Annotated in this window: 20 protein-coding genes and 1 pseudogene; 16 read left to right on the forward strand and 5 right to left on the reverse strand. The window is 38.7% G+C overall.

The window, feature by feature from the left end; translation table 11 throughout:
- A pseudogene (locus tag ASL19_RS18720) lies at window positions 1–223 on the reverse strand (photosystem II q(b) protein); the annotation flags it as partial.
- Between the two features lie 267 nt (window positions 224–490).
- On the opposite strand from ASL19_RS18720, the gene ASL19_RS13975 reads away from it, so the two are divergent.
- On the forward strand, window positions 491–1,438 hold the full coding sequence (locus ASL19_RS13975) for a nucleotidyl transferase AbiEii/AbiGii toxin family protein (protein WP_057178803.1): 948 nt from the start codon (window positions 491–493) through the stop codon (window positions 1,436–1,438).
- Window positions 1,439–1,699: 261 nt separating this feature from the next.
- On the opposite strand, the gene ASL19_RS13980 is transcribed toward ASL19_RS13975, so the two are convergent.
- Both ASL19_RS13980 and ASL19_RS13985 read right to left on the reverse strand, forming a co-directional pair.
- Complete coding sequence (locus ASL19_RS13980) at window positions 1,700–3,208, reverse strand: MBOAT family protein (protein WP_057178804.1); 1,509 nt, start codon at window positions 3,206–3,208, stop codon at window positions 1,700–1,702.
- Window positions 3,209–5,884, reverse strand: coding sequence for a hypothetical protein (locus ASL19_RS13985; protein WP_057178805.1), 2,676 nt, complete (start codon window positions 5,882–5,884; stop codon window positions 3,209–3,211).
- Between the two features lie 174 nt (window positions 5,885–6,058).
- On the opposite strand from ASL19_RS13985, the gene ASL19_RS13990 reads away from it, so the two are divergent.
- The 4 genes from ASL19_RS13990 to ASL19_RS14005 are packed head-to-tail and all read left to right on the forward strand — an operon-like array spanning window position 6,059 to window position 9,918.
- The gene (locus ASL19_RS13990) at window positions 6,059–6,256 is read left to right on the forward strand and encodes a hypothetical protein (RefSeq protein WP_040008957.1); all 198 of its coding nucleotides are present in this window, start codon (window positions 6,059–6,061) and stop codon (window positions 6,254–6,256) included.
- Between the two features lie 19 nt (window positions 6,257–6,275).
- Window positions 6,276–9,281 (forward strand): phosphoenolpyruvate carboxylase, encoded by a 3,006-nt coding sequence (ppc, locus tag ASL19_RS13995; RefSeq protein ID WP_057178806.1) that lies wholly within the window; start codon window positions 6,276–6,278, stop codon window positions 9,279–9,281.
- Between the two features lie 21 nt (window positions 9,282–9,302).
- Entirely contained in the window at window positions 9,303–9,563 is a 261-nt protein-coding gene (locus tag ASL19_RS14000; RefSeq protein WP_057178807.1) for a hypothetical protein, read from the forward strand.
- 52 nt (window positions 9,564–9,615) lie between these two features.
- Window positions 9,616–9,918 (forward strand): DUF4090 family protein, encoded by a 303-nt coding sequence (locus tag ASL19_RS14005; RefSeq protein WP_057178808.1) that lies wholly within the window; start codon window positions 9,616–9,618, stop codon window positions 9,916–9,918.
- A 2-nt stretch (window positions 9,919–9,920) separates the two neighbouring features.
- Here ASL19_RS14005 and ASL19_RS14010 read toward each other — a convergent pair whose 3' ends face one another.
- Window positions 9,921–10,673, reverse strand: a complete 753-nt coding sequence (locus ASL19_RS14010; protein ID WP_057178809.1) for a sterol desaturase family protein — start codon at window positions 10,671–10,673, stop codon at window positions 9,921–9,923.
- Window positions 10,674–10,754: 81 nt separating this feature from the next.
- On the opposite strand from ASL19_RS14010, the gene ASL19_RS14015 reads away from it, so the two are divergent.
- Together ASL19_RS14015 and ASL19_RS14020 are read left to right on the forward strand one after the other, a co-directional pair.
- On the forward strand, window positions 10,755–13,124 hold the full coding sequence (locus ASL19_RS14015; RefSeq protein ID WP_057178810.1) for a GH116 family glycosyl hydrolase: 2,370 nt from the start codon (window positions 10,755–10,757) through the stop codon (window positions 13,122–13,124).
- A gap of 908 nt (window positions 13,125–14,032) precedes the next feature.
- The gene (locus ASL19_RS14020) at window positions 14,033–14,425 is read left to right on the forward strand and encodes a HetP family heterocyst commitment protein (protein ID WP_057178811.1); all 393 of its coding nucleotides are present in this window, start codon (window positions 14,033–14,035) and stop codon (window positions 14,423–14,425) included.
- A 53-nt stretch (window positions 14,426–14,478) separates the two neighbouring features.
- Here ASL19_RS14020 and ASL19_RS14025 read toward each other — a convergent pair whose 3' ends face one another.
- On the reverse strand, window positions 14,479–15,762 hold the full coding sequence (locus tag ASL19_RS14025) for an ABC transporter ATP-binding protein (RefSeq protein ID WP_057178812.1): 1,284 nt from the start codon (window positions 15,760–15,762) through the stop codon (window positions 14,479–14,481).
- Between the two features lie 406 nt (window positions 15,763–16,168).
- Between ASL19_RS14025 and ASL19_RS14030 the strand changes: the two genes are divergently transcribed.
- The 9 genes from ASL19_RS14030 (at window position 16,169) to rfbC (ending at window position 25,910) form a co-directional block, all read left to right on the forward strand.
- A complete protein-coding gene (locus ASL19_RS14030) occupies window positions 16,169–16,843 on the forward strand; it encodes a VWA domain-containing protein (protein ID WP_040008949.1) in 675 nt (224 codons plus the stop codon).
- A 45-nt stretch (window positions 16,844–16,888) separates the two neighbouring features.
- Window positions 16,889–17,668 carry a PP2C family serine/threonine-protein phosphatase gene (locus ASL19_RS14035; protein ID WP_057178813.1) on the forward strand — a complete coding sequence of 260 codons (780 nt, stop codon included), beginning with the start codon at window positions 16,889–16,891 and terminating at the stop codon, window positions 17,666–17,668.
- A 42-nt stretch (window positions 17,669–17,710) separates the two neighbouring features.
- Window positions 17,711–19,903 (forward strand): tetratricopeptide repeat protein, encoded by a 2,193-nt coding sequence (locus tag ASL19_RS14040; RefSeq protein ID WP_057178814.1) that lies wholly within the window; start codon window positions 17,711–17,713, stop codon window positions 19,901–19,903.
- A 258-nt stretch (window positions 19,904–20,161) separates the two neighbouring features.
- A complete protein-coding gene (gene rfbF, locus ASL19_RS14045; protein ID WP_057178815.1) occupies window positions 20,162–20,938 on the forward strand; it encodes a glucose-1-phosphate cytidylyltransferase in 777 nt (258 codons plus the stop codon).
- A 28-nt stretch (window positions 20,939–20,966) separates the two neighbouring features.
- The gene (gene lhgO / locus ASL19_RS14050) at window positions 20,967–22,175 is read left to right on the forward strand and encodes an L-2-hydroxyglutarate oxidase (RefSeq protein WP_057178816.1); all 1,209 of its coding nucleotides are present in this window, start codon (window positions 20,967–20,969) and stop codon (window positions 22,173–22,175) included.
- Window positions 22,176–22,221: 46 nt separating this feature from the next.
- Complete coding sequence (locus tag ASL19_RS14055; protein WP_006277198.1) at window positions 22,222–23,247, forward strand: NAD(P)-dependent oxidoreductase; 1,026 nt, start codon at window positions 22,222–22,224, stop codon at window positions 23,245–23,247.
- A gap of 133 nt (window positions 23,248–23,380) precedes the next feature.
- Window positions 23,381–24,394, forward strand: a complete 1,014-nt coding sequence (locus ASL19_RS14060; RefSeq protein WP_057178817.1) for a glycosyltransferase family 2 protein — start codon at window positions 23,381–23,383, stop codon at window positions 24,392–24,394.
- A 33-nt stretch (window positions 24,395–24,427) separates the two neighbouring features.
- Window positions 24,428–25,282 (forward strand): hypothetical protein, encoded by an 855-nt coding sequence (locus ASL19_RS14065; RefSeq protein WP_057178818.1) that lies wholly within the window; start codon window positions 24,428–24,430, stop codon window positions 25,280–25,282.
- Between the two features lie 82 nt (window positions 25,283–25,364).
- Window positions 25,365–25,910 (forward strand): dTDP-4-dehydrorhamnose 3,5-epimerase, encoded by a 546-nt coding sequence (rfbC, locus tag ASL19_RS14070; RefSeq protein WP_057178819.1) that lies wholly within the window; start codon window positions 25,365–25,367, stop codon window positions 25,908–25,910.
- Window positions 25,911–25,949 lie beyond the last annotated feature (39 nt).

Below are 25,949 nucleotides of genomic sequence, written 5' to 3' on the forward strand. Positions count from 1 at the left end.
CTCTTACTAAGGAAGATGTTACCAAGGAACCGTGCATAGCGCTGAACAAGCTACCACCGAATACACCTGCTACTCCTAGCATGTGGAAGGGGTGCATGAGGATGTTATGCTCTGCTTGGAACACAATCATGAAGTTGAAGGTTCCAGAGATACCTAAGGGCATACCATCAGAGAATGAACCTTGTCCGATGGGGTAGATTAAGAATACTGCGGTGATTGTGGATGGTAAGGAGCGTCCAGTTCAGCGTCCTCAAAACCGAGAACGCCAAAATGAAGTCTCCCACTGATATAAAAAATAACATATTTTGTACTATTGATAATCTAATGCTTCTGAAAGTAATATAATTTTGGATATTTGATCTCAAAGTAAGTGAGTGGAATTAAGTATAGGATGAACGTAGGTTAGGTTGAAGCATGAAACCCAACGCCCGCATAGGTTACGCTTATTCAGGATTTTATTAATGTTTTTGATAATGATAAATAGATATAAATGTTAATTAAACCCCAAATTCAAACTCCAGAAAAATTACCGTTTTTAAAAAAATTATCTTGGCAAAGAGAAGATATAAAAAATCTTACTCCTTTAGAAATGCTAAGAATATATGAGCGAGGGTGGCATTACCGGGGAGTTTTAGAAAACTTGAGCCATACAGAAGCCTTATTTGTGGAACAATTAGCTCAATATTATCATTCATGGTTAGGAGCGAAAATGTTTGAGAGGGAATTTCATCAAAAAATTTTAAATGTTCTTCAACAATTAAACACTAATTTTTTATTAGAGTGTGGTGCATATTTTGGCGGTGGAACTCTGGTTAGTTTAAATCATGGACAATATAGATTAAGCAAGGATATAGATTTTCTCTGTTCCACTGGTGCTGGCTACCGATTACTACGACAAAAAATAGCTAAAAATCAATATAATGCCCTTTTTAAAAATCAAAATAATCTCAACTTACCCGGGGAAATTAAAGCCGATCAGTATGGAATAAGATTTGCCATTATTGTTGATGAAACCCTGATTAAATTTGAAATAATTATGGAAGGACGTATTGAACTAGGAGAAGCAGACTATCCTAGTTGGTCACCTGTACCATGCCTAAATCAAATTGACAGTTTTGCAGAAAAACTTTTGGCTAATTCTGACAGATGGAATGATTCTTCAGTAGAGTCGAGAGATTTAATTGATTTGGCTATTCAAAGGCTCAGTTTCCCTATTCCTCAAGCAGCTATTGAGAAGGCTCAATCAGCTTATCCTGTAATTGAACCTTTAAAAAAAGCGATACTCTTTTTCCAAAATCACCCCAATTATCGAGACAAATGTTTTACAGCTTTGGGAATTTCTGAACCCAGTAAAATTATTGATGGTATTGATTTAATGGCGGCTGATTTCAATTTAAAAAACACACCTAGAACGTTTAGCGAGTCTAAAGAAGACTAGAAATGACAATTAATCCCCCTTACCTTTCGGTTTCTTGTAATGTCTAACCTTAGACATGGCAGGTTCCCTAGTTTTAACCATTTTCGTAATTTCTGTACTACTCATCATTAGATCAGCTATAATGGTATGACAAAGTGTAAAACAAGCAAGAGGTTTAATAAATATGACGACTTTAAATTTGAAAGTGGGGGAGAGGGATCATGGCACATGGTGATATGGAGGGAAAAACCATACCCACTATTTTATCACTAAAATGTCTCACTAAAAATCAAAATAAATATAAGGCAAACTTCCTTGAGGTGCCAATAACCAAACTGCATAAAAACATAGAGGTACAAAAACCAGTTTTAACTGCCATCTGAGTTCTAAGTGAAGTTTCCGTTTAAATACATAAGCCACAATCATGACGACAAATATTAAAATTAACCCCCATAATACCTGATTAGGACTAGTATTTAGAGCTTCCATATAAACCTTCTTAATAAATTGTACATCAGCTGTGTGTCCCCAGAGATTTCCCATGACTAATGCTGAATCTTCAATTCTAGGTAACCGAAACCAAATCCAAGAAATAAATACGGTCAATTGAGTTAATAACCATGCCAAAATTATCCCTAGAGGATGATGCCAAAATAGACGTAAAATCTTGAAATTATTGCTGACCACATCTGTAACTCTATGAATACATAAAGCTATACCGTGTGACCCCCCCCACACTAAAAAACCCCACGCGGAACCATGCCAAATACCGGCAATTAACATGACTATTAATAGGTTAACACAGGTACGTAATAATCCTCGACGAGAACCCCCTAAGGGAAAATATAAGTAATTACGTAACCAATCACCTAGGGTGATATGCCAACGACGCCAAAAATCGGCAATACTGCTACTCAAGTAGGGAAAATCAAAGTTTTCTGGTAATACTAAACCAAGTAGTAAAGCACTACCACGGGCAATATCTACATAACCGTTGAAATCCAAATATAGTTGAAAACCATAAGCGAAAGTAGCTAACCATAGATCTGTGCTACCTGCTCTTTGTATATTGTTAAAACATAATTCTACGAAAATTCCTAAATTGTCGGCTAAAACTCCTTTTTTCACCGCACCTCTGGCAATTAACCATAAACCTTCTGTCCGTATGTGAATATGGTTAATTTTTGTCTGATCAAATTGCCAAGATATTTGATGATAGCGGGTAATTGGTCCGGAAATTAGTTTGGGAAAAAATAATTTGTAGGATGCAAATTTTAATAGGTTATCAGCTGGGGGTACTCCTCGATAAACATCTATAAGGTAAGCTATATTCTCAAATGTAAAAAATGAAATTCCTAGGGGAATACCTAACTTGAAACTGGCATTTTCTAGGGTGATATCCCACCTCAATATCCATTGGGATAGAATGGTCGAGTATTTAAAAACTAATAATAAGCCTACATTTAAACAAATACCTAAAGCTAAAATTTTCAGCCTGTTAGGATTCCAGTCAGCTTCTATATTTTTTATATCTTGGTCTGAATCTTGGTTGTTGTTGTTTTTCTTTGAGTAATTATTTGAGGCAGAGTTTTCGGCAATTTCTAACCCTAGGCGAAAGTTAATAAATGTTAGAACTACCATTAGTGGTATATACTGCACATCCCAGGAGGCGTAAAAAACTATGCTGGAAATAATTATTGTCCACAGACGAAATTTTGATTGCTTAATATTCCAGTAAGTGATCAGAACAATTACTAGAAATAGACCGTAGAGAACAGATGTAAATTTCATTTATTTCTTCAACCAAGGGATGATCATATCAGTAGCTAATTTCTGGGAGAGTTCATGGGCTCCATAGCGGTTCAGATGGCTGGGATCAGAAAAGTATTCATCAATTTCTTTCCAGGTGCGACTGAAATCACCGTAGGTGAAATTGGGATTCTCTCTAGCATTACCTAACATATATCTTTTGAATTTTCGCTCATATTTAGACCTGAAGGAGTCTAGATAGTCTGTTGTTAATGGCATATTAATGAAAATTAGATGTATCTGTTGTTTTTGTGTGAATTGCAAAATAGAATTTAATGCGTTGTGTTGCATGCCATCTAGCTGAAAATCTTTGTAGTCACTATCGTAAGCACCAAACACTTTAGGATACTTTTGATAGTAAGTTTTAGCATCAAATTTTATGGATATGGGTAAAAATCCATTAAATTGATTAATATTGCTTTCTGCACCTGGGGAGTTATTATTCTTTTGATAGTTATTAATTAGGTCTAAATTATTCAGGTTATCGAAAAATAATTTCTTGATTTCTTCACGCTTTTGATAACCTAAAGATAAATTGGCTAAGTACTCATTTAATATCTCATTTGCTACCTGTTGGCTATTAATTTCAGTAATATTGGTAATGTTATTTTCTGTAGAGCTTTTATTTGCTACAGATGAGTTTTCATTCATTTTTCGTTCATTGGCTCTTTTTAATACCTCCTTATATCCCTGGGAAGCAGCAATAGCATTAAAAGTTATATCTAGACGACCATTGTTAAATGCTCTGGAACCGTCTCCCCAAATAATTATTTTTGGCAATTCCGCAGGTGTCAAGACTTGGCAAATCACAAATTCTACCACTTGAGCAGTGGATCCATTAATCCCTAGATTAAAAATGCTAACTTCTGGATAGCCACGACTAGCTAGGGTCTGACCAATAACTGATGGGTCAATACCCCGTAATGCACGAGAAGAACCAAGGATCAATATATCTGGTGGTTTGCCATCTGTTTTTAATCGTTTTCTATATAGTGCTAATTGTGCATCTAATTGCTTGGCATTAAAACTTGGCAGGTTCATAGAAGAGTCTTCTAATGAAACTTGATTATGTTGACTCAATACCCAAGTGTTGGAACTGGGGGAAGAATCGGAACTGTTAGATAATTTTAAATCTTTGGGTTGGTTATGTTTTGTCCCTTGGGATTGTTGTCTAATCATGGTTAAATTCCCTAAAAGCCAATCGCTTTGGATAATTAAGATTATTCCTAAAACTAACCACAAAAACCCGGCTGAAATTCCCTTTGCTTTTGGATCTATATCTCTTTGATTTTGGATTGGTATGAATACTTGAGTTGTTAAAAGTAACTTTTTTATTAAGTCTTTTATTTGTTGATGAAGACCTATGGATCGATATTCACTTTCCTCTTCTACCTCGATCCCACTATCACTATAAATATATGTAGTTAAGTTACTACTGGGCTGATAATTGACTAAACTACTATTATATTCTCTATATTCTTTATACTCCACTATTGAGGCAAACTTTGGTGTGTCTACTAAAACTAATTCTTCCGTTAGTGCTTGATTAGTCCCACGAAAGTTGACACCATAACGCCAAAGGGGATCCCTGTCACCTGCGCGACGACCATAGATTCTCACACCAGCGATCGCTCTAATTTGTTGTGCAAATTCAGTTACTTTGTCAGCTACCTGTTCTTGGGGTGGACAGGTAGTGGCGTCACACATAATATGTAATATGTTACCTTTTTGCAAGGTAAGAATACGAATTCCCCCCGTTCTTAACCGCCAATCTATATCATGATTAAGTAGACGTTCTAAAAGGAAAATTATTGCCCCTTGGTCTCCTGATGCTGCTAGTTCTTTGGTTGGGGTAGACAACTTTGTATTTTCCGCAGCAGGTAAAGACAACCAGTCTATCCATTCTGGTTGTGCTTCTTTGGCTGATTGCCCATATACGGTAGCTGATAGTACGCCCTGGGGACCAATGTTCCCCAATTGATTGGCAATTATGGGCAAACATTCCTCCTTTTCAGGTGGATTTTTCAGCAGACCAGTGGGATAACAAAATATATGTAGGGTAAATTTTTGCAAAGAAATGGTAACGGAAACCCCCAAATTTGATAGGGACTGGTTCAGCAGGCGATCAATTGCTTCTAGATCTCCCCAGCGGGCCCACTCTTGAACCATGGTTTCTGCCAAAGTTAGATCTACCCTTAACAACCAGTCTGGATTCGTTTCCCCTAGAACTTGAGATACAATTAGTGCATCCCCGTAATTTTCTAGGTTCAAATGGCGTAACTTCTGGGCGATTGGTTCCGCTAGTAATTCAGGATCATGACTGTAGGTAGATTGACAAAATACCCATAGGCGATCGCCCTCTTGGTTCATCTTGGTTTGTGAACCCACATTAAATTTTAGAGGTTTGCTTTTTACCTCTACTGAAACACCTAATGAACTTAGACTTTCGCTTAAGTATCGCGATATAGCCTGGATGTCACCTTGTCTTGCTAGATTTTCATTAGAAACGCTTAAATTGCTATGGTAAGATTTGGGTTCATTAGCTTGTAATAATAGGGATGCGCCGCTGCTGTGTAGATTTTTGTCTAATTGGTTACGGCTTTGCGGTTGCTCAGGAAAAATCATGGATTTATCACATTTGGCAGTTTTTTTTAACATTTTTGTTACCTTTGTAGCTGTAGAAATGAGCAAAGATATTATTAGAGGTTAAATCACCATAGAATTAACCTACTTAACCTATAATTTGGGCGTGCTCGATCTACACCTTATATATATAATTGCCAGTATCATTGTAACTAGTGATTCTAAAACCACCAATCTACAGAATAAATCATGTCTTCTACTATTTCCCATTCCCCGTTACTACAAATAGGCACAATGTCCATGTTACTACTACTCATAGCAAATAAAGTAACTAGTGAGGTGATTACAACCCTGGGAACTGCTAGTGAGGAGATATTTAGGGGCGATCGCCTCCCTCCACTAAAATTCCCCGAAACTTCCTGTGCTGAGGATAGAATTACAGGTTAAGCGGACCGGAGCAAAAAATATGAGTTCGATTTTATACTCTTCATTGCCAGCGGCAAATATGCACCCTATGTCTGAATTATTTTTACGTCATCGTCTGCACGTAGTAGAAGAATTATGGGAGTCGGTTCTCAGACAAGAATGTGGACAAAAAATGGTTGACCTGCTGCGTCAACTACGGGATTTGTGTTCACCGGAAGGACAAACCACCCATGATCAAGCATCCTCAGCAGTAGCACTGATTGAACAGCTCAATATTAATGAAGCTATTCGTGCTGCTCGTGCTTTCGCTTTATACTTCCAGTTAATTAACATTATTGAGCAAGAATATGAACAAAAGCAACAGTTAACCCGCTATTCGGTGCCCGATCCTATGGACCAAGAAAGCTGGCCTAACATTATTTATTCAACTAATCAAAGGGAAAATGATCTACCTATCAATAAAGAGACTGGGAATGATAAAATTACCCCTTACCAGAAGGGAACCTTTGCGGTGTTATTCCCCCTACTATTTAGATTAAATGTTCCACCTCAGCAGATTCAAAGACTGATTTCTCAACTGGATGTGCGCTTAGTCTTCACAGCACATCCCACGGAAATTGTCCGCCACACCATCCGGGACAAACAAAGACAGGTAGTACACCTTTTACAGCAGTTGGATACTCTACAAACCCATACTGGTGCTCATCCCTGGGAACTGGCAGAAATTAAGGAGCGTTTATTAGAAGAGATTCGCCTCTGGTGGCGCACAGATGAACTGCATCAGTTTAAACCAACCGTATTAGATGAAGTAGACTATGCATTACATTACTTTCAAGAGGTTCTATTTGATGGTATTCCTCAATTGTATAAACGATTTGCTTATGCTTTAAAACAAACATTTCCTTGGTTGGAACCACCTGGTAAGAACTTTTGTTCTTTTGGCTCTTGGGTAGGTTCCGATCGGGATGGTAACCCATCAGTGACACCCGAGGTGACTTGGAAAACTGCCTGTTACCAGCGAAAAATGGTTTTAGAGAGATATATTCAATCTGTGAAAAAGCTGATTGAGTTACTGAGCATTTCCATGCACTGGAGTGATGTCCTACCAGATTTGTTGGAATCTTTAGAATTGGACCAATCTGTATTAGGTGATGTTTACGATGATTTAGCTCTCCGCTATCGTCAAGAGCCTTATCGCTTAAAACTTTCCTATGTGTTAAGAAGATTGGAAAATACCAGAGATCGGAATTTGTCTTTATATCGTGGGGAGACTCCCACCAATGAGGATTCTGATAAATATGCTTCGGGGGAAGAATTTTTGGCGGAGCTAAGACTGATTCAACGTAACTTAACAGAAACTGGATTGAGTTGTGGAGAGTTGGATAATTTGATTTGTCAGGTGGAGATTTTTGACTTTCATCTAGCCCAGTTAGATATTCGTCAAGAATCTTCTAGACACTCTGATGCAATCAATGAAATTCTTGAATACCTGCAAATCCTTCCCGGAACCTATAATGAACTCTCAGAAAGCGAAAGAGTGAGTTGGTTGACAGCAGAATTACAGACTAGAAGACCTTTAATTCCAGCAGAATTGCCATTTTCGGAAAAAACTAATGATGTCATTGAAACTTTCCGAGTGGTGCGATCGCTACAACAGGAATTTAGGATTAGGATCTGCCAAACATATATTATTAGCATGTGTCGGCAAGTTAGTGACGTATTAGAGGTACTACTACTAGCCAAGGAGGCCCAATTATTTGACCCTGCTACTGCGGTTGGCTCTATTCGTGTAGTTCCCCTATTTGAAACTGTAGAAGATTTACAAAGATCCAGAAGTGTGATGCGGGAATTATTTGAACTTCCCCTATATCGTGCTTTCCTAGCGGGAGGTTATAAACCCGATCACACAGAAAATAACCTATCCCATAGCGATCTTAAACCTAACCTCCAAGAAGTGATGTTAGGATATTCCGACAGTAATAAAGACTCTGGTTTTTTAAGTAGTAATTGGGAAATCCACAAAGCCCAAAAATCCCTGCAAGAAATTGCTGAAGAATACGGTTTAAACCTGAGAATTTTCCATGGGCGGGGGGGATCGGTAGGTCGTGGTGGTGGACCAGCCTACGAGGCGATTTTAGCCCAACCTGGACATAGTATTAATGGTAGGATCAAGATTACCGAACAGGGAGAAGTTTTAGCTTCTAAATATTCTCTGTTAGATTTAGCTTTGTATCATATAGAAACAATTACTAGCGCAGTAGTGCAGGCTAGTTTATTGAGAACAGGGTTTGATGACATTGAAGCGTGGAATGAGATCATGGAAGAATTGTCGGTGAGATCTCGTCAACATTATCGAGCTTTGATTTATGAAGATCCTGATTTTATTGACTTCTTTCATCAGGTAACGCCTATTGAAGAAATTAGTCAGTTACAAATTAGTTCTCGCCCAGCCCGGCGATCATCTGGCAAAAAAGATTTGGGCAGTTTAAGAGCTATACCTTGGGTATTTAGTTGGACACAAACCAGATTTTTATTGCCTTCTTGGTATGGTGTAGGTACGGCATTAGATGAGTTTCTACAAGAAAAACCGGAAGAACATTTGAAACTAATGCGTTATTTCTATATTAAGTGGCCTTTCTTTAAAATGGTAATTTCCAAAGTAGAAATGACCCTAGCAAAAGTGGATATAGAGATGGCACGTCATTATGTACAGGAACTTTCCAGTCCAGAAGATAGATCAAGATTTGAGAAAGTATTTTTCCAAATTGCCAGGGAATACTATTTGACTAGGGACCTGGTGTTGAAAATCACGGGAAATCAAAGACTACTAGACGAAGATCCCACCTTGCAGCGGTCAGTACAATTACGAAATAGCACCATATTGCCATTGGGGTTCATTCAGGTTTCCTTACTCAAGCGATTGAGACAGTACAAGACTAGTAGTACACCGGGAGTAATACATTCTCGTTACAGTAAAGGGGAATTACTACGCGGCGCATTGTTGACTATTAATGGGATTGCAGCGGGAATGAGAAATACTGGTTGATGATTTTTAAGGAGTGGTGGAATGATCAAAAAACGCACTTTAATTTGTACTGTTATTGCGCTATTATCAGGCATAATTGGTGGATTAACAGCTGCACAAATCTCCTCTATGTTACATAATCAAAAATGCCTGACTCAACTATGGGGTTGGCAACAGATTTGTCATGTAGTGGTAACACCAGGAGCAATATGGCAAGGTAGCATAGCGGGAATTTGGACTGGTACAATATTAGGAGCGTTTTTTGGTGGTTTGGTGGTGCGTAAAATTGATTATTTAGGTTAAATTCTCTCCTCTTCCTGATAGAATACCTGTTAAGTTTAACCAGATTATAGCCATGACCACCGAAACAACTGCACAAAATCCAACCACTGGCGCTGATGCTGTAGATATAGCGATCGCACAGGGAATTGACTTTGATGGATCCCCCATTCCTACCGTCAAGCTGGAGTTATATAATTACGTTATGGGATTGGAAGCAGGTAGACAACGGAGTGGGGTATCTAACACCATGCGTTCTCGAATTGTTCGCATTGGTGCTAAACACATACCCCAAGCGGAGTTAGATGAGAAATTAGTAGCAGCTGGTTTTGCACCCTTAAAGGAAAAAGAGATTGCTTTTTTCTATGGTAGCAAGTAAGTTTAAAAATGTAGTTTTTCCTCTTGTATAACATCCGTCCCCATCACCTTATCCCAAAAGCGAAAATAAAGACCATAATTACAATTGAATTTGTGATGATGTAGGGTGTGATGGGAGGGTGTAATCCAATGTTCACCCCAAAAACCCTTAATCCAGGAACGGGGATAAACTTCATAACCTAGGTGATTAATCACGCCAAATAGCGTCATTAATATTAATAATAGTATTAACATGCTGGTATGAATGGGAATGATCAGCAGCATGACAGGAATAATCACTGCCTGCATTATACTTTCTAAAGGGTCAAAGCAGAAGGATGTCCAGGGTGTGGGTTTGATAGATTGATGATGTATTCGATGAAAGCGGCGATATATTTTAGGATTGTGTAACCATAAATGGGTCCAGTAAAAATATGTATCGTGTAAGAATAAATATATGAGTATGCTTATAGGCAAGTATAAATAGCCATATTCCAGAGGATTAGTGTACACCTTGGTATATCCATTACTAATGATAGTCATGGACAGAGCGACTCCTGGGGAGAAAATTAGACTGGATAGAATAGACCATTTGATTTCAGTTTTGATATTCTGACTGTTTTCTTTAATTTCCTGAAGACGGCGTTTTTCCCAGGAACGAGGACGACGAGTCCACAGCAACCAATAAAGGGGCCAGGATACAAGAAAATATCTGACAGAAAGTGCGCAAAATATAATTATTGTCAGCGCGGTGAATTCTATGATATTAGATAACATCTGTTTTATTAATAATTGTTACAAATATATTATATATAACCAAGGTTATACTGTTGAGATTGGGAAAACTTTTTGAAGACTATGAACAAATACAGTGAAATACCGCCCCACACGTGGAAACGTGCTATTGGTCTGGGGTGGGAAAGACCATATAGAGTCCGCTATCCCAGCAATTTGGATGATGGGCCATTTCATGGTATGCCATTAGGTGGTTTTGGAGCAGGTTGTATTGGTCGTTCCTCTCGGGGAGATTTTAATTTATGGCATATTGATGGGGGTGAACATGTTTTTAAAAATGTTCCTGGGTGTCAGTTCAGTATTTTTACATCTGGTCAAGCTTACGCGTTATCCACCCAACCACCAGAAGATAACACCTTACAAACCTGGCAATGGTATCCCAATACTGATGGGGGGACATATCACGCACTCTACCCCCGCAGTTGGTTTGTATATGAAAACGTATTTCCCCTACAATTCACTTGCGAACAATTTTCCCCGGTTTGGGCCCATAACTACCGAGAAACTAGTTATCCGGTAGCTGTTTTCTTATGGAATATCCATAACCCAACTAATCAACCCCTTACTGCGAGTATTATGTTGAGTTGGGAGAATATGACTGGGTGGTTTACTAATGCTCTTAAATCTCCTCAAGTTAAAATCAGGGATGATGGCTCTCCTGTATATGAATATCAACCGCGATGGGGTGAAAGTCAGGGGAACTATAACTGGTTAGCAGAAAATGACCAATATTTGGGTTGTGTTTTAGGTCGAGCTACAGATCATCCAATTCAAGAAGGTGATGGTACTTGGTGTATTGCTACTGTGAAAAATCCCCAGGTTGAATTATTCTATCATTGCCAATTTAATCCCCTGGGTAATGGTGAAGAAATTTGGCGTGACTTTAGTCAGAATGGCTCTCTATCTAATTACCAGGACGAAACCCCCGCAGATGTAAATTCCCGTTTGGGCGCTGCTGTTGCAGTTCGCTTTACTCTCCCACCTGGGGAAACTTTAACAGTTCCTTTCGTCTTGAGTTGGGACTTTCCAGTGACAGAATTTGCAGCAGGTGTCAACTATTATCGTAGATATACTGATTTTTTCGGCACTACCGGCGATAATGCTTGGCAGATTGCTACTTGTGCTCTGAAAGAATGCTACAACTGGCGATCGCATATTGAGAGTTGGCAAAAACCAATTCTGGAAAGGGAGGATTTACCAAGCTGGTTCAAGATGGCTTTATTTAACGAACTGTATGATTTAACTAGTGGGGGAACCCTGTGGAGTGCAGGGACGGAAAAAGACCCCATGGGTCAATTCGCGGTTTTAGAATGTTTAGACTATCGTTGGTATGAGAGTTTAGATGTTAGATTATATGGTTCCTTTGGACTGTTAATTTTATTCCCAGAATTGGAAAAGGCGGTCATTCGTGCTTTTGTGCGGGCCATCCCCCAAAGTGATGATAGATCTAGAATTATTGGATACTATTTAACCATTAACTCCCCCAGTCCGATGGCATTACGCAAGGTAGCAGGGGCTACACCTCACGATTTAGGCGCACCTAATGAGTGGGTTTGGGAGCAAACCAACTATACCAGTTATCAGGACTGTAACCTATGGAAAGATTTGGGTTGTGATTTTGTCCTCCAGGTGTACCGTGATTTCCTGTTTACCGGTGCTAATGATATAGAGTTTCTAGTTGACTGTTGGCATGGTATGGTGCTGACTTTAGATTATCTCAAACAATTTGACATGGATGGGGATGGAATACCGGAAAATTCTGGCGCTCCCGACCAGACCTTTGATGATTGGCGACTAAGTGGTGTTAGCGCCTATTGTGGTGCTTTGTGGTTGGCAGCTTTGGAAGCTGCGATCGCCATTTGTGATGTTTTGATAAACCGCCCGGAATTACCAAATGTAGGGGAGCAAAAATCTATTTATGAGCATTGGTTAAACCAATCATTGCCAGTATATCAACAAAAACTATGGAATGGCAAATTTTACCGTTTAGATAGTGAAAGTGGTTCCAATGTGGTGATGGCTGATCAACTATCAGGACAGTTTTATGCCAGGTTGCTTAATCTACCGGATATTGTGCCAAAAGATCGGGCCCTTTCCGCTTTGACTACTATCTACGATGCTTGTTTCCTCAAGTTCCAAGATGGTAAGTTTGGTGCTGCTAATGGTGTTCTTCTGGATGGTTCACCGGAAAACCCTCAAGCTACCCACCCTCTGGAGGTTTGGACGGGTATCAATTTTGGCTTGGCTGCTTTTTTACTGCAAATGGGCATGAAAGATCAAGGTTTGCGTTTAACCGAAGCAGTGGTGAGACAGGTCTATGACCATGGTCTACAGTTCCGCACACCAGAGGCGATCACCGCTGCTGGTACTTTTCGGGCTAGTACCTACCTTCGGCCTATGGCTATTTGGGCTGTGTATATATGCTTTAAATAGTTATTGGTAATTAAATCTTAAGAGATAACCATAGCCACCAGCGGGCCAGAATGTCTATCCAGCTTTTTATAGCGTTCTGGTTCCATATATTAATTGACATTAAATATGACATCTATGTCGTGAATCACTTGATAATACACTTGGTTATGGGTATTTGTTAGGGAGCATCATTTATTTCCCCTTAAATGTTTAATTTAATAAATTATTAAATGGTATCATAAGCAACTAAATTATAAAAATATTCTATCTTCATGCCCCACAGTTATTGCTATTTATTTAACTTGAGTGATTTGCTATTTCTGTGTTAATAATTATTTTATTAAAGGAGATTGCCAAAAAACATATAACAATCTATAATCAAGGAACTACCGAAGGCAATTTTACGGAAAATCAGGGATTTCTGCTGAGTGATAATTTATGAAGTTCTTATTCTATAAGGCTTTACACTCCTACATCAAATTGAGATTGCCTCAAATATTCAACAATTGATAACTTTAAAGTTGTCTAAAATGAGGGGTCAGACCCCCCATTTATCTAACAAAAATCAGACGAAAGTTAAACTTGCACAATGACCAAATGAACGTTTTGAGATCTTCACTAAATTTGACTTATCAACTTGCCATCTTGGCAGATGATATGGGAAAAAAAGATAGTATAAATTACAAATGTAGCTTGAGAGAAGTCAGATTCCATGGGTTTACTGACTCAAAAATGGTGATACTTTATAAAAAAGTTTCACCATTTATCAGCGGCTATTTGTACAACAATACTCAATGACCATAGTCTTGTTCTGGTTACTCTTTGGGGTTGATGACTAGAGGATAATTAAACACGGATCCGAAACTGGTCAATCACATCTGAGCATTCATCAAATAAATCACGCCTAAAAAATAAAAGTAAGACTAACTATGAATCACAATTTTTCTAACAACACTGGACTTGCTGATACGAAAATCAATCCTGAGCAGTTTGACCAGGTAATAGAGGCCATTCTAGCTGGCAAGTATTCTTGGGCCTGCGTGCTAATGTTGCGGTTTGTGGGTTATAATCCTTTGCATTATATTCCTTACCGTACTTACAACCGACTAATCAAGGAAAACTCCCATCAAAATCGGTCCGAGACCGAGAAAAAGGAAAATCTCAAACTTGCTTCATCATCCAGCGACAAACGAACTGATAATAATCATGTAACCCAAACCAACTGTTTGACCAAAATTAAAGACTTGGCCTATCTGGAGGTAAGAGGTAAAAAGTCCCAGTCAGAAGTTCACCATACCCGCAGAGAGAAAAAGTTGGCATAGCTACTTGATATCTGGGGGAGGTGTCAATACCAAGCAGTGGCAAATTAATGTTTTTAAAAATTAATGTTTTTATTGTCGGTAAAGATCGCTAATTCGGTTTCTGGATCGAAAAAGTGCAGTTTTTCCACAATGGGTGATAGCCAAATTTGATCCCCCATGTTAATTAGTCTATCCGAAGGTACTCTTACCTGTAGTATCTGACCATCTAATTTCGGTAAATCAGGGTTAATTACTCTTACACTCAGGAAACTATCATTTCCCAGATTTTCTACTAGATCTACTTTAACGGGTATATTTTTTGTCGCCGGTACACTTAACATCAGGTGTTCTGGACGAATACCTAAAATTACGGTTTGTCCACTGTATTTTTGTAGTGCTTTTCCCCACTCACTTGGTAGAGTAAAGCGAAAATTGCTGTGGGTAATTAATAGTGGTGCATAAAATTCTACGGGAATGAAATTCATCGGTGGTGAACCAATAAATTCTGCCACAAAGCGATTTTTGGGATAGTTATATATTTCTAAGGGGCGGGCAACTTGTTGAATTTGTCCCATATTCATAATGGCAATGCGATCGCCCATAGTCATTGCTTCTGTTTGGTCATGGGTAACATAAATAGTGGTTGTTCCCAATTGTCGCTGTAATTTGACAATTTGTACGCGAGTTTCTGCTCGTAGTTTAGCATCTAAATTAGATAGGGGCTCATCCATTAAAAACACTTGTGGATCCCGAGCGATCGCTCGACCCAGTGCTACCCGTTGTCTTTGTCCTCCGGAGAGTTGTTTAGGCAGTCTATGTAACATTGTGTTGATTTGTAGCAAATGAGAAACTTTTAAAACCTGTTGTTCTATAATTTTTTCCGTTTGATTCTGATAACGTAATTGTTTGGGTAGTTTTTGAGTCAAACCCATGAGCAGATTTTCTCCCCACTGACCCATAGTTCCCTTAGAGCTAGTGTGGTTAACTGGTAAACGACGACGTAAACCAAATGCAATATTTTCATAAACTGTCAAATGGGGGTAAAGAGCATAATTTTGAAATACCATGGCAATATCTCTGGCCTTGGGAGGTAAATCATTAATCAGATCATTCCCTATCCAAATGTTACCCCCCGTCATCACCTCCAATCCTGCTATTAAACGTAGCAAGGTACTTTTTCCACAACCTGAGGGGCCCACTAACACCATAAACTCGCCCTCGGTAATAGTTAAATTAATCCGACGTAGGACATGAATACTATCTCCAGGTTGGTTAGGAGAAGATGACTCTTGGTTCTTAACTTCTCCTATGCGGGGAGGGAAAGTTTTGTAAACGTTTTCTAATACAACTTTTGCCACAGTAAGTGATTAAGTAAATTAATAAGTGATTTAAGACCCCAAAGCAGTTGTGCTACCATGACCATATTATGAGAATATTGGGTCAAGAGGGAGTCTTTTTGATACAGTAGTTTCTTTCAAACTAATCGATAATATAGAGAAGAGAAAACATAGAATCTTTAAATTCTAGCTGGTCATTATATATTATATATTAGGGGTGTCTTGTGTACCTTTAGATTAATTAGCCATTAACAAACCGTATGGTAATGCTCAAGTTTCCTGAACTGGAGAATTAAATGGGAAATAATTGGGAGACAAAATCCTGTTTATCTACCACCAGATGCAATAATTGCAGTCCTAACAGTCTAGACACTATATAATTTGAGAAGAGGAAATCAGAACCTTGGACGACATCACACAAGAAATTATGCTGAATACCTTTACCCTAGATGAAGTGGTTGAGTTCGCAGAAAATCCAGAACCTCGGTGTCCCTGTGTACTCCTGCTAGATACTTCCGGATCCATGCAGGGTGATAGAATTGAGGCACTAAATCAGGGTCTACTGAGTTTTAAGGATGAACTGGTTAAGAACACCCTAGCTGCTAGAAGAGTAGAAGTGGCAATTGTTACTTTTGATAGTCATGTAAACGTGGTACAAGATTTTGTGACCGTAGATCAATTTACTCCTCCTATTCTAACAGCTCAGGGATTAACAACTATGGGAGCGGGAATTAATAAATCCCTAGAAATAATTCAGGAGCGCAAATCCCAGTATCGTGCCAATGGCATTGCTTACTATCGTCCATGGGTATTTATGATTACAGATGGTGAACCCCAGGGTGAGATAGACGAGGTTATAGAACAAGCAACCCAGCGTCTACGAGGAGATGAGTCCAATAAAAAAGTAGCTTTTTTCACTGTAGGAGTAGAAAATGCCAATATGGATCGTCTCCATCAAATAGCTGTGCGGACTCCCCTAAAACTCAAAGGTCTCAACTTTGTAGAAATGTTTGTGTGGCTTTCGGCCAGTATGTCCGCTGTATCCCATTCTCAGTTAGAAGAGCAAGTAGCACTACCGCCCATCGGTTGGGGTTCTATCTAAATATATATTGACAATAGCCAGCCATCAGCTACCATTTATGCGATTATGAACTCATCGAAACAGGTTGCCCAATGGCGAGTAGCAGCCGCATCCGTATGTGGAACCAGCCATATCAAAAATGACCAGTTGTGTCAAGATGCTCACTATTGGCATATACTGCCCAATAATGTATTATTAATAGCAGTTGCAGATGGAGCAGGTTGTGCCAATCTAGGGAAAGTAGGAGCGGTGATAGCCACCCAAACAGCTATAGAGTATATATCCCAGCGGAAAGATATTGCCACCGTCATCACTGATGATATCCTATTGAGAGAGTTGCTGCATGAGGCCATGATCAATGCCAAAACCGCTTTGGAAAACGAAGCTCAGGTGGGCAAATATGAGCTATCTGACCTAGCAACTACCTTAATTATTGTAGTTGCTACCCCAAAACTTGCAGCGGTAGCACAAATAGGAGATGGTTTAGCTGTGACTAGGGATAGCACGGGTAAATTGCAAGCTCTGACCATTCCCTACAGGGGCGAATATGTCAACGAAACCATATTTTTGACTTCATCTGAAGCGGTGACTACAACTCAGCTACAAATCTTGCGTCATAACATAGTTAATATTGGAGTGCTTACCGATGGTCTACAAATGTTAGCTCTAAATATGCTAGTTCAAGAACCACATCAACCCTTCTTTTTACCCTTATTTGATTTTGTTGCCAAGGTTAAAGACCATAGACTAGCAAAAGAACAGTTAACAAGTTTTTTATCTTCTAGAAAAATTATTGAACGTACGGATGATGATTTAACTTTGGTACTAGCAGCATTTAGTAACTGATAAAAGGTTTGTTTTATAAAGTCCATTAATCACCATTGAATTATGCAGGTACTACGTTCTTTTTCCAATCAAGAGGTTCTGGATTTACAGGAAAATTTGGGACGCGGGGGTGAAGCTTGTGTCTATACGGTTCCAAGCGATGAAAATTTAGTCGCCAAAATTTATCATCACCCAACTTCTAGTCATATTCAGAAACTGCGGGCCATGATCGCCAACCCCCCAGCAAATCCTGCGGCCAGTTTTGGTCATATTTCTATAGCATGGCCACAGGAGTTATTAACTGCTGCGGAGGGTAGTGATACTATTATTGGCTTTTTAATGCCACGGATTCGGAACATGCGTCCTATTATGGACTTTTATAATCCTGGCAATCGTCGTCAAAACTGTCCCCTATTTAATTATCAATATTTGCTGCGCACTGCTCGCAATTTGGCCGCAGCTTTTGCCGCGTTACATGCAAGTAATTACTGTATTGGCGATGTCAATGAATCAAATATTCTAGTCAGTAACACAGCTTTAGTTAGTTTAGTGGATACGGACTCCTTTCAAGTCCCAGATTTGTCTCAAAATACGGTTTATCGATGTTTGGTGGGTAAACCAGAATATACTCCCCCAGAACTTCAGAATAAAACCTTTGCTGACTATAATCGGGAAACCTATCATGATTTGTTCGGGTTAGGGGTGTTGATATTCCAGCTTTTGATGGAAGGGACTCACCCTTTTTCTGGGGTTTTTCAAGGTTTAGGGGATCCCCCCACTTATGAGTCCCGCATTCTAGCTGGCCATTTTACCTATAGCCAAAAACAAAAAGTCCCCTATTTACCTACTCCCATTACTCCCAGTTGGCAAACTCTTCATCCTGATTTACGAGATCTGTTTATCAGCTGTTTTGAAGATGGTCACCATTCTCCCTATTTGCGCCCCAGTGCCCAAACTTGGCTATCGGTTTTATCTACTGCAGAAGCAAGTTTGATTTCTTGTGCTGTTAATCCTCAGCATGCTTATCATCCTCATCTAGATAAATGTCCCTGGTGTGAACGCACCATGAAGTTGGGGGGGAGAGACCCCTTTCCATCTTTGCAGGCAATCTCCGCTCGGGAACATCTCCAACCCCGACGCAAATCTCGTAAGCGCCCTAGATATCAGCCCCGTGTTCGTAAACCAGCTGTTCCCGTTTTGGCTACCTATACCCAATTCTCTTTGAGATCAACTTCGCCTGTTTATCAACCTGTACAAACATCAAGTAGGTCTAAGTTTTATACTCTTATGTTTGGACTTTTAGGTTTGGGTGTATTGGGTTATTTGGATATTATGGTTAAATTTACCCGTCCTTTTCTCTCTCCTAATCCTTACACTCAACAAAGTTTATTGTCTAGTAGAAGCGAAAATGTTCATTCCCCATTAAGTTTAAGTTTTAATGATTACTATCAACGTGGTAATCAGGCTTATCAACAACAGGACTATCAACAAGCAATTGAGGACTTTAGCCAAGGTATCAAACAAAATACTAATTTTTCTAAACTATACATGCATAGGGGCAATGCCCGCTATAATTTAAATGATTATGAAGGAGCATTGACAGATTATAATCTGGCTTTGAAAATTAATCCCCAGGAAGTTAAGGCATTTATCAATCGTGGTAATGCTTATCTTAAACTGGCTGACTATAGCAATGATCCGGATTATGAATATAAAAAAGCTATAGACAGTTTCAATAATGCTATTAACATTAACCAACAAGATGATGAAGCCTATGTTAGAAGAGGTATTGTTCGGTCACAAATAGCCAGATATAGTAATAACTCACAAGAGGAATACGAAAGATCTATTGGGGACTTTACACAGGCAATTAAACTCAATCGTTTTAAAGCAGAAGCCTACTTTCAGCGCGGTCTAGCTCGTTACCAATTTGCCCAATATAGCAGTAATTATGCTCAAATATATAAACAGGCGATCGCAGATTTTGACCAGGCATTAAATATTAATCCAGAAATGGCAGAGGTGTTCCTCAAAAGAGGAATGATTTACTATGAATTAGCCCAATATGGAGAAAGGACAGCCAGGAATAATCAGCAACAAGCTCTGGAAGATTTAGAAAAATCTGCTCAATTATATCTGAATAAGAAGGATGTGAACAACTACCAGCAAGCTATCAGTAATATTTGTGTTATTGCTGAAGAAAAGTGCGACTATTTTTTACAGAACTCATCAATTATTTATAATGTAAATCCCTGAAATGTAGTAAGAAAAATAATATTTTCCTCACCAAGGAGATAGATATCTAGTAGCTGTCTCCTTGTTTTTTTGTTGACAATTATCTTATTTCAAGGCTTACCCTAAATTTACTGACTCTTTATAAACAGTCCCGTTTTTTTTCGCTAGATTACTATTATGTTCCATCAGAAAGGGAAACCAAGCAAAATCCCATCTATTTAATTCCCATAACTTGTCGTGCTGGCAAATAGTTAAATCAAATAAATCAGAGGTATTTGCATGAAAGCAGTAATTCTAGCTGGTGGTTTAGGAACGCGTCTGAGTGAAGAAACTAGTATTAGACCTAAGCCAATGGTAGAAGTGGGTGGCAAGCCAATTCTTTGGCATATTATGAAAATATATTCAGCTCATGGTATTAATGATTTTATCATTTGTTGTGGATACAAGGGTTACATTATTAAGGAGTATTTTGCCAACTACTTCCTCCACATGTCAGACGTAACTTTTGATATGAGATTTAATCAAATGAGTATCCATTCCGGATATGCAGAACCATGGCGGGTTACTTTGGTAAATACGGGCGATAATACCATGACAGGTGGTAGACTAAAGAAAGTGAGAGAACATATTGGTAACGAAACTTTCTGTTTTACCTATGGAGATGGTGTCAGCAATATTAATATTACGGAACTAATTAATTTTCACCAAAGCCAAAAAACCTTAGCCACCCTTAGTGCTGTCCAACCAGCAGGAAGATTTGGGGCAATTTCCCTAGGACAAGAACAAACTAAAATTACCAGTTTTAAAGAAAAGCCAGAGGGTGATGGTGCTTGGATTAATGGTGGTTATTTTGTCCTAGAACCAGAGGTAATTAATTTTATTGCTGATGAAAGTACGGTTTGGGAAAAGGAACCACTAGAAAAATTAGCGGATATGGAACAACTGTCAGCTTTTAAACATCAGGGATTTTGGCAGCCAATGGATACTTTAAGAGATAAAAACTACCTGGAAGATTTGTGGAAAAATAATCAAGCTCCTTGGAAGGTGTGGGCATAATTGATGGTGATTTAAGGGAAAAATAATCATGTATGACTTTGCCATTATTGGTGGTGGAATAGTAGGACTAGCTACGGCCATGGCTTTAGGTAAACGCTATGGTCAGACCAAGATTTTAGTCCTAGAAAAAGAAGCGGAATGGGCATTTCATCAAACTGGCAACAATAGTGGTGTCATTCATTCTGGTATTTACTACAAACCCGGTAGTTTCAAAGCAAAATTCTGCCGTGATGGCAGTCGATCAATGGTGGAATTTTGTCGAGAACATAATATAGATCATGATATTTGTGGTAAGGTTATTGTCGCCACAGAACCCGAGGAAATACCAAGATTAGAAAACCTCTATCAGCGAGGTTTAGATAATGGTATTCCCGTGAAGAGAATTAGTCCTCAAGAAGCAAGGGAAATTGAACCTCATCTTAGTTGCTTGGCAGCAATTCGAGTCTCTTCTACTGGGATTGTCAACTACAAACAAGTTTGCCTCAAGTACGCGGAGATTATTCAAAATCAAGGAGGCGATTTACGCCTTAACACCCGGGTTTTAAAACTACACCCAAGCGGCGAAAATCAGATAATAGAAACTACCAAAGGCAGTTTTGAAACTAGATTTGTAATTAACTGTGGTGGACTACATAGCGATCGCCTGGCGGAATTGGGTCAGGTAAATCCCCAAGCTAAAATCGTTCCCTTTCGGGGAGAATACTATGAACTAACACCGGAAAAACGTTCTTTAGTCAAAACGCTTATTTATCCAGTTCCTAACCCAGATTTCCCATTTTTGGGTGTACATTTTACCAGGATGATTGATGGCACAGTTCACGCTGGTCCAAATGCGGTTTTGAGTTTTAAAAGAGAAGGTTACAAAAAAACCGATTTTGATCTAAGAGATCTAACTGAAGTCATTACCTATCCTGGTTTTTGGAAACTAGCAGCCAAACATGCTGATGAAGGAATCAAAGAAATGATACGTTCCTGGAGTAAAGCAGCTTTTGTCAGAAGTTTGCAAAAACTGATTCCAGAAGTGGAGGCGAAAGATTTAGTACCCACCCATGCGGGGGTTAGAGCTCAAGCATTAATGAATAATGGTTCTCTGGTAGAGGACTTTTTAATCGTTCCTGGTAAAAACTCTATTCATGTTTGCAATGCACCATCACCTGCAGCTACATCTTCTTTAGAGATTGGTAAGGCCATTGTGAATCAATTACCAGAACCAGCAAATTTAATCAGGTGTTTTTAAAAACAAGCCTGGAGTAAAGTCCCAAATCAAAATCAAGAGGAAAACTATGAAAATATTAGTCACTGGTACAGAAGGATATTTAGGCTCATTGCTCCCTCCCTTATTAATTGCTAAAGGTCATAAGGTAATTGGAGTAGACACGGGTTTTTATAAAGTTGGCTGGTTATATAACGGTACAGAAATAACAGTCAAAACTCTCAACAAAGACATTCGTAATATTAATCCAGAAGACCTAGAGGGAGTAGATGCTATAGTTCACAAAGCAGAACTTTCTAATGATCCCACAGGACAATTGGCACCCCATATTACCTATGATATCAATCATTTAGGTTCCGTGCGATTGGCCAATTTGGCTAAAACCATGGGAGTGCGTCGGTTTGTTTATATGTCTTCTTGCAGTGTTTATGGAATTGCCACTGATGGGGATGTAACAGAAGAATCACCAGTGAATCCTCAAACAGCTTATGCTGAGTGCAAAACCTTGGTGGAAAGGGATATTAAGTTATTAGCTGATGATGATTTTTCCCCTACCTTCATGCGCAATGCAACAGCATTTGGAGCTTCCCCCCGCATGAGATTTGATATTGTTTTAAACAATTTAGCTGGGTTAGCTTGGACTACCAAGGAAATTAAAATGACTAGTGATGGTACTCCTTGGCGACCTTTAGTTCATGCTTTGGACATTTGTAAAGCCATTGTCTGTGTCTTGGAAGCACCCAGGGATATTATTCACAATCAGGTTTTTAATGTAGGAGATACACAAAATAATTATCGCGTGCGAGAAATTGCCCAAATCATTGCAGCAACCTTCCCAGATTGTAAATTAACCTTTGGTAATAATGGTGCGGATAATCGTAGTTATCGAGTATCCTTCGAGAAGATCAACACAATATTACCAGGATTCAAATGTGAGTGGAATGCGGAGCGTGGTGCCCAACAGTTATTGAATTTATTCCAGCAAATTGACATGACTGAGGATACATTCCTTTTTAGAGGATTTACCAGATTAAAGCAGCTGGAGTATTTGATCCGTACTCAACAACTCGATCAGAATTTTTTTTGGCATAGCTAGGAATTAGTTTTTTGAATTAATTTTTTAATCTTCCAAAAAGTCCCAAGCAGTAATCTTATTGAAATCTTCATTAAAATCACTGCTGGGATCTAATAATTCTGGTTTAATTAAGATACTTGGGAAATTATTTTACATGAGTAAATTACTGACTATTGCCATTCCCACCTATAATCGAGCAGATTTGCTGGATCAACAATTGGAGTGGTTATCTCATGCTATTAAAGGTTATGAACAAGATTGTGAAATCTTAGTATCTGACAATTGTTCCAGTGATTATACACCGCAAGTTATCAAAAAATGGCAGAAAATTCTCAGCTCTGTAACTTTTACATCTAACAGAAACAGTAGCAATTTGGGTGTGATGAGGAATATAATTTACTGTCTAAATTCCGCCACTACCAAATATGTATGGACAATTGGTGATGATGATCCCATTCAAGATAGAACTGTTGGTTACGTAATAGATAAATTGCAAAAACACCAGGACTTATCTTTAATGTTTCTGAATTTTTCAGGAAGAAATAAAATTACTGGGGAAGCAGTTCATCCACCCACTATTTCTGGCAATCGTTGGTTTGATATTGATGTGGAAGATGGTGCGGGAAATGGTAAGGCAATCTTTGAACATTGTCTTGCTAAAAGTGTGGGCGCAGTAATATTTCTGACAGCTTCAATTTATAGGGCTGATCTGGTTAAACAGGCTCTACAAATTTGGCCGGATGCCATTAATAACTGGATTTCTTTAGCCTATTTTGCGGGTTATTGTGCAGCTCATGGAAAGGTAATTGTCACCAAAGAGAATTTTTTAGAATGCATTGTGGGTGTCAGTTATTGGCAAAAAGAACCTAAATCCGCACTATTAATGCAATATAAACACATACCAGAGGTAATTTCTAAGCTCCATGAAAATGGATACTCTAAACAGTTTTATGCCAGAATGATGATTCAGAACTGGCGAGGAGTTAATCCAAAAGTTTTCCTAGGTGCTTTAAGAAGATGGCCAATTTCTGCTATTCAAACCATACTTCCTTTCTTTGCTGTAGTCACTGTTTCTGCAGTGGAAGTTATGGCTGCTCCTGAACTGAAAATTGCTGATTGTAATCAGCAAATATCTAATTCTTCTCTTCGTCGCAATAAAGATTCTTGAGTTAATTACTGGGTCAAATTATTAGTTTAAATGATGATGATTAATACTTGGCAAGATCAACTCAACGCCTTTACTGAGGATATTAATTATCGGGTATCTGTAGCTAAATATAAAAAGCATTTACCTGTATTATCCTCAAAAGATAAATTAATTGCTGAATCCCTAAAGCAGCAAGGTGTTTATATTACTTCTCTCACAGATTTAGGAATGCCATCAACCACACAAATGTGGGTAAGTGCTACGGGTTATGCAGGGATGATATCAGCTCCCAGAAATGTGGAGTCGGGATATAGCTTACCGCAAATTTACACAGTTACAGATCTACCAGAATTTTTTGCCTGGGGAATTGAATCTAGGTTAAGGAATATCATTGAAAGTTATATAGAGTTACCTATAGCTTTTCATGGTGTTCACGTGCGGAAGGATTTTCCCAATGAGCAGCAACTACAAACTCTGCTGTGGCACAAGGATGCGGAAGATCGACGGATGATTAAAATCATCGTCTATTTACACGATGTGGGGGAAGAACATGGACCTTTTGAATATATACCTTTACCCAGTAATATTGGAGAATGGTGTAATTATTATCGGGTCGATTATAGATTGTGGAAGTCGGGTTTTTTGGGAATTGATGACCGAGAAATGATGAATGTTATTCCTAAAAAATTCTGGAAATCTTGTCCAGGAAAAGCAGGAACTGTAATTTTTGTTGATCCTAGAAATGTTTTACATCACGGAACAGTTAGAAGTGAAGAGCGTTCTACAGCATTTTTTGTTTACACTTCTCACACTCCTAAACGCCCGGAACTTTGCACTCAATACCATGATCATACCTTCACCAAACCCCCTGGTCAATTTAAGACTGAAATTGCAAATAAAGCCCGGTAAATTTTTCTAGGTTGTGTTGTTAGAGCATCCCTATCAAGTTTTCATTTTCGCTTATCCAAATTCACCGAGAGTTTTCAAAAATATGATTTTTACCCAAACAAGTCTAGCTGGTGCTTTCATTATCGAATTAGAAGACAAACCAGATCATCGTGGTTTTTTTGCCAGAACTTTCTGCGCCCAAGAATTTGCTGAACATGGTTTAAAGCCAACAGTTGCCCAATGTAATTTATCTTTTAATCATCAAAAAGGCACCCTGCGAGGAATGCACTACCAAATTACACCAGCAACAGAAACCAAATTAATTCGCTGTACTCAAGGTGCAATTTATGATGTGATTGTGGATATGCGTCCGGAATCTCCTACCTACCTATCATATATTGGCGTCGAACTAACAGCAACAAATCGTCGTGCTTTATATGTACCGGAAATGTTTGCCCATGGGTATCAAGCTCTAACTGATGGCGCGGAAGTTGTTTACCAAGTTGGTGAATTTTACACCCCTGGTTATGAACGAGGTCTGCGTTATGATGATCCCATTTTAGACATTGTTTGGCCTTTGAATGTGACTGAAATTTCTCAGAAAGATCTTAGTTGGCCTTTATTGGAATCTGTGTTAATAGGTGTCTAGTACCCATACCTTTTTTGAGAGTTTGTATAAAAATTATTC

The organism is Cylindrospermopsis sp. CR12, from assembly GCF_001432185.1.
Taxonomy (GTDB): Bacteria; Cyanobacteriota; Cyanobacteriia; order Cyanobacteriales; family Nostocaceae; genus Raphidiopsis; species Raphidiopsis raciborskii.